General features: G+C 63.6%; 4 protein-coding genes and 1 pseudogene. All 5 read left to right on the top strand.

All coding sequences use genetic code 11. The annotated features are described in order from the left end of the window. A pseudogene (locus RMO23_RS17315) lies at positions 1-1,025 on the top strand (peptidase M14); the annotation flags it as partial. A gap of 97 nt (positions 1,026-1,122) precedes the next feature. Next, complete coding sequence (locus RMO23_RS17310) at positions 1,123-2,106, top strand: TRAP transporter substrate-binding protein (protein ID WP_309684002.1); 984 nt, start codon at positions 1,123-1,125, stop codon at positions 2,104-2,106. 2 nt (positions 2,107-2,108) lie between these two features. Beyond that, positions 2,109-2,618: a TRAP transporter small permease subunit gene (locus RMO23_RS17305; RefSeq protein WP_309684001.1), complete on the top strand. Its 510-nt coding sequence runs from the start codon at positions 2,109-2,111 to the stop codon at positions 2,616-2,618. A 25-nt stretch (positions 2,619-2,643) separates the two neighbouring features. Beyond that, positions 2,644-3,939, top strand: a complete 1,296-nt coding sequence (locus RMO23_RS17300) for a TRAP transporter large permease subunit (protein ID WP_309684000.1) — start codon at positions 2,644-2,646, stop codon at positions 3,937-3,939. 9 nt (positions 3,940-3,948) lie between these two features. After that, positions 3,949-4,338, top strand: coding sequence for a fluoride efflux transporter CrcB (gene crcB, locus RMO23_RS17295; protein WP_309683997.1), 390 nt, complete (start codon positions 3,949-3,951; stop codon positions 4,336-4,338). Positions 4,339-4,871 lie beyond the last annotated feature (533 nt).

Here is a 4,871-nt window from a genome sequence, read left to right as displayed (position 1 = left end):
ATGACAGGCGCCTGCAGCCGGGGCAGATCGTGCCCGATGTGCGCGCCAGCGATACCGCGCCGCGCCTACGCATCAGCCTGAACCGCTTCGACGTGCGGGCGCAAGACCAGCGCGCCAGGCGCCACGTCCACCCCGCGACGCAGCCGCCCCTGGAGCTGCTGGGCAACGCACCGCATCCGGACCGCATTGCCGCCGAAATGGATCGCCTCGGTGGGCAGCGCTTCAGCGCGCCCAGCCGAATGGGACGCGAGGTGCTGGGCCGCTACCAGGCCGGGCCGGGCGCTGCCGTGCTGATCAGCGGCGGCCAGCATGCCAACGAAACCTCGGGCGTGCTCGGCGCCCTGCGTGCGGCGCAGGCCCTTAAGGCCGGCGGCAAGGCGCATTTCACCCTGATCGCGCTGGAAAACCCCGATGGCTATGCGCTGCACCGCGAGCTGTGCGCCCAGCACCCGCGGCACATGCACCATGCCGCGCGCTACAGCGCGCTCGGCGATGACATTGAATACCGCGACCAGCCGCCGCTGTATGAGCGCGCCGCCCGCGAGCAGGCGCTGGCCCTGTCGGGCGCGCAGCTGCACATCAACCTGCACGGCTACCCGGCCCATGAATGGACCCGGCCGCTATCAGGCTATGTGCCGCGCGGCTTTGAACTGTGGACCCTTCCGAAAGGATTCTTCCTGATCCTGCGCCACCACCCGGGCTGGCAGGCCCAGGGGCGCGCCCTGCTCGAACAGGTCAGCGCGGCCCTGAGCAAAGTCGCCGGCCTGGCCGACTACAACGCCCGCCAGCTGGCCCTGTATAAACGCCATGCCGGCGACCTGCCGTTTGAGGTCATCCATGGCATGGCCTGCACCCAGACCGAAACCACTCACCCCGGCGCCGCGGTCACGCTGATCACCGAGTTCCCCGACGAGACGATTGAAGGTGACGCCTTTCGCTTCGCCCACACTGTGCAAATGCACGCCGGGCTGGCGGCGGTGCAGGCCTGGCGGCAGCTGACTTTGCCAGCCAATGCTGGCGCTTGAACCAAAGCGCGCTTTTCGGGGTATGCCCGCGCACGCGCAGGCAGTTTTTGCGTCTATCCTACGTGCACTTTCAACCGCATTGCCACCCGGAGCCACCATGAAATTCAAGCTTGCCCTGCTCGCCGCCGCACTCTGCACCGGCACGGCCGCATTCGCCCAGACCAAATGGGACCTGCCGGCGGCCTACCCTGCGTCCAACTTTCACACCGAGAACCTGACGCAGTTCGCCGCCGATGTGGACAAGGCCAGCGCCGGCAAGCTCAAGATCACGGTGCATGCCAACGCCTCGCTGTTCAAGGCCAATGAAATCAAGCGCGCCGTGCAGGGCGGCCAGGCGCAGCTGGGCGAAATACTGCTGGCCAATTTTGAAAACGAGAACCCGATTTATGGCGCCGATGGCCTGCCCTTTCTGGCTTCCAGCTATCCGGCCGCCCGCAAGCTGGCCGATGCCCAAAAGCCCGCGCTCGACAAGCTGCTGGACGCCCAGGGCATGAAGCTGCTCTACACGGTGGCCTGGCCGCCGCAAGGCGTTTACGTCAACAAGGAGCTGACCTCGGTCGCCGACATGAAGGGCCTCAAGTGGCGGGCCTACAGCCCCGCCACCAGCAAGATTGCCGAACTGGTAGGCGCGCAGCCGGTGACGGTGCAGGCCGCCGAACTGAGCCAGGCGCTGGCCACCGGCGTCGTCAACAGCTACATGAGCTCAGGCTCGACCGGCTATGACACCAAAACCTACGAGAGCATCAAGTACTGGTATGACGTGCAGGCCTGGTTGCCCAAAAACGCCGTCATCGTCAACAAGAAGTCTTTTGACGCGCTCGATGCACCCACTCAGGCGGCTGTCTTGAAAGCGGCCGCAGACGCCGAGCTGCGTGGCTGGAAAATCAGCGAAGAGAAAAACGAGTTCTACAAAAAAGCGCTGGCAGACAAGGGCATGAAGATCATGACGCCCTCGCCCAAGCTGGTCGCCGACTTTCGTCAGGTCGGCGGCATCATGAAAACCGATTGGACCAAACGCGCCGGCGCCGAAGGTGAAGCGCTGCTGTCGGTCTACGAAAAATCCAGCGCGGCCAAGAAATAAACATGCGCCGGCTGCTTGATGCGCTGTATGACGGCGCGGCGTGGGTGGGCGCGCTGTTCATGGTCGGCACGCTGCTGTCGGTGCTGGCCGGGGTGCTGGACCGGCAGTTTGCCTGGTCGCTGCGCGGCACCGACATGTACGCGGGCTACTGCATGGCGGCCAGCGGCTTTCTGGCGCTGGCGCACACCCTCAAAAAAGGCGAGCACATCCGCGTCACGCTGATGCTCAATGCGCTGAAGGGCCGGGCCAGGCGCGCGCTGGAGCTCTGGGCGATGGCAGCGGCGACGGCGCTGGCATCGCTGTTTGCCTGGTACAGCGTCAAGCTGTCGATCAACTCCTGGCAGTTTCATGATGTCTCCACCGGCAATGACGCCACGCCGCTGTGGATTCCGCAGATCACCATGGGCGTGGGGGCCGTGATCCTGATGATTGCCTTCATCGACGAACTGGTGCTGGAGATCAGCGGGCGCCGCGTCCAGGTGGACAGCGAAGAAGCCCTGCACCACGAATAACCAGAAGAAGAAGAAAAATAAATCCATGTCTGACCTGGCCATCACCTCGCTGCTGATCCTCTCGCTGTTCCTGATCCTCGGCTCGGGCGTCTGGATCGGCCTGACGCTGTCGGGCGTCGCCTGGATCGGCATGCAGCTTTTTTCCTCGCGCGCAGCCGGCGATGCGATGGCCGTCACCATCTGGGGATCTTCATCGAGCTGGACGCTGACGGCCCTGCCGCTCTTTGTCTGGATGGGGGAAATCCTGTTTCGTACCAAGCTCAGCGAAAGCATGTTCAAGGGCCTGGCACCCTGGGTCAGCCGCCTGCCGGGCGGCCTGCTGCACACCAATGTGATTGGCTGCACCATTTTTGCGGCGGTGTCGGGCTCGTCAGCGGCAACCTGCGCGACCATCGGCAAGATGACCTTGCCCGAACTTGCGCGGCGCGGCTACCCCGAAGACATCACCATCGGCTCGCTGGCCGGGGCCGGCACGCTGGGCCTCCTGATTCCGCCTTCCATCATCATGATCGTCTACGGCGTCAGCGCCGATGTGTCGATTGCCAAGCTCTTCATCGCCGGCGTTTTCCCCGGCCTGCTGCTGGCATCGCTGTTCTCGGGCTACCTGGTGATCTGGGCGCTGATGAACAAGGGCAAAATCCCGCCACCCGACGCGGCCATGAGCTTGGGCCAGAAGGTCTACGAATCGCGCCACCTGATTCCCGTGGTGCTGCTGATCGGCGCCGTGCTCGGCTCCATCTACACCGGCATCGCCACCGCGACCGAGGCGGCGGCGATTGGCGTCGTCGGCTCGCTGGTGCTGTCGCTGCTACAGCGTTCCATGACCTGGACCACCTTTAAAGAATCGCTGCTGGGTGCCACGCGCCTGTACTGCATGATTGCGCTGATTCTGGCGGGCGCCGCCTTCCTGACGCTGAGCATGGGCTACATCGGCCTGCCGCGCCACCTGGCCGAGTTTGTCTCCGGCCTGGGCCTGAGCCCTTTCCTGCTGATTCTGGCCCTGAGCCTGTTTTACATTGTCCTGGGCTGCTTTCTGGACGGCATTTCGATGGTGGTGCTGACCATGGGCGTCATCCTGCCTACGGTGCAGACGGCGGGCCTGGACCTGATCTGGTTCGGCATTTTCATCGTCGTCGTGGTGGAGATGGCGCAGATCACCCCACCCGTGGGCTTTAACCTGTTTGTGCTGCAAGGCATGACCAAAAAAGAGATCACCTACATCGCCCGGGTCACGCTGCCATTTTTTCTGCTGATGTGCGCCATGGTGCTGCTGCTGTGGTTCTTCCCGCAGATCGCCACCTGGCTGCCGGGCAAAATGTAAACCTCACCCATGCTGCCGGTCCTTGCAATCTGTATCGGTGCCTGCGTGGGCGCGCTGGCGCGCTGGCGTTTGGGGCTCTGGCTCAACCATTCCGGCGCGCTGCTGCCCTGGGGCACGCTGGCCGCCAACCTGCTGGGCGCCTACCTCGTTGGCGTCTGCGTGGCCACGTTTCAGTCCCTGCCGCAGATGGACCCCATGTGGCGCCTGCTGCTGATCACCGGCTTTCTGGGCGCCCTCACCACCTTCTCGACCTTTTCCGCGGAAGTCATCGCCATGCTGGAGAACGAACGTTACGCCCTGGCCCTCGGCACGGCTTCGCTACACCTGTTCGGCTCGCTGCTGCTGACCGTGGCCGGCATCAAGAGCGCTATGTTTTTTATAGCTACTCGCACGCATTAAACGTGGGCTGGCGGCCAATTCAGCCCTAAAAATCACGAAATTCGCAGAAACCAGCTTGCCCTTGGGTGCAACTTCTCCCTTGTTGGCGTCCTCTCTCGTCCCGCCTCCCTTTTACCCAGATGTTCAGGCGCCTCGCTGGGACCGAGTTCTGAGTGTGGACAGCTGCCGCCGTCTGCTTGTTTCAATCTGCGCCCGTCATCGCTGACGGGCGAACCCCTGCTTTCCCCTGGGCAACGGCCCGGCACTGGCGGTTTCAATCCGCGCCCGTCATCGCTGACGGGCGAACCGCCGCCGCCGAAGCCATGCGGCAAATCACGATGGTTTCAATCCGCGCCCGTCATCGCTGACGGGCGAACCACTCGCGCCCATATGCCTCGCGCATCTGATCGATGTTTCAATCCGCGCCCGTCATCGCTGACGGGCGAACCAGGGCGCAAGGTTCACGCACGCCTACATCGTTTTGTTTATATCCGCGCCCGTAATAGCTGACTGGAGAACAAAGCAACATAGCAAAGATGCGGGATCGCTGATGG

Origin of the sequence: Polaromonas sp. (assembly GCF_031411155.1) — a bacterium.
In the GTDB taxonomy this organism is placed as follows: Bacteria; Pseudomonadota; Gammaproteobacteria; order Burkholderiales; family Burkholderiaceae_C; genus Polaromonas.
The sequence above is the reverse complement of the archived record's forward strand: the minus strand, read 5'-3'. Positions and strand labels throughout refer to the sequence as shown.

Coding starts and splice junctions, on each gene's coding strand:
- RMO23_RS17310 (WP_309684002.1), top strand. CDS start 1,123: ATGAAATTCAAGCTTGCCCTGCTCGCCGCCGCACTCTGCACCGGCACG.
- RMO23_RS17305 (WP_309684001.1), top strand. CDS start 2,109: ATGCGCCGGCTGCTTGATGCGCTGTATGACGGCGCGGCGTGGGTGGGC.
- RMO23_RS17300 (WP_309684000.1), top strand. CDS start 2,644: ATGTCTGACCTGGCCATCACCTCGCTGCTGATCCTCTCGCTGTTCCTG.
- crcB (WP_309683997.1), top strand. CDS start 3,949: ATGCTGCCGGTCCTTGCAATCTGTATCGGTGCCTGCGTGGGCGCGCTG.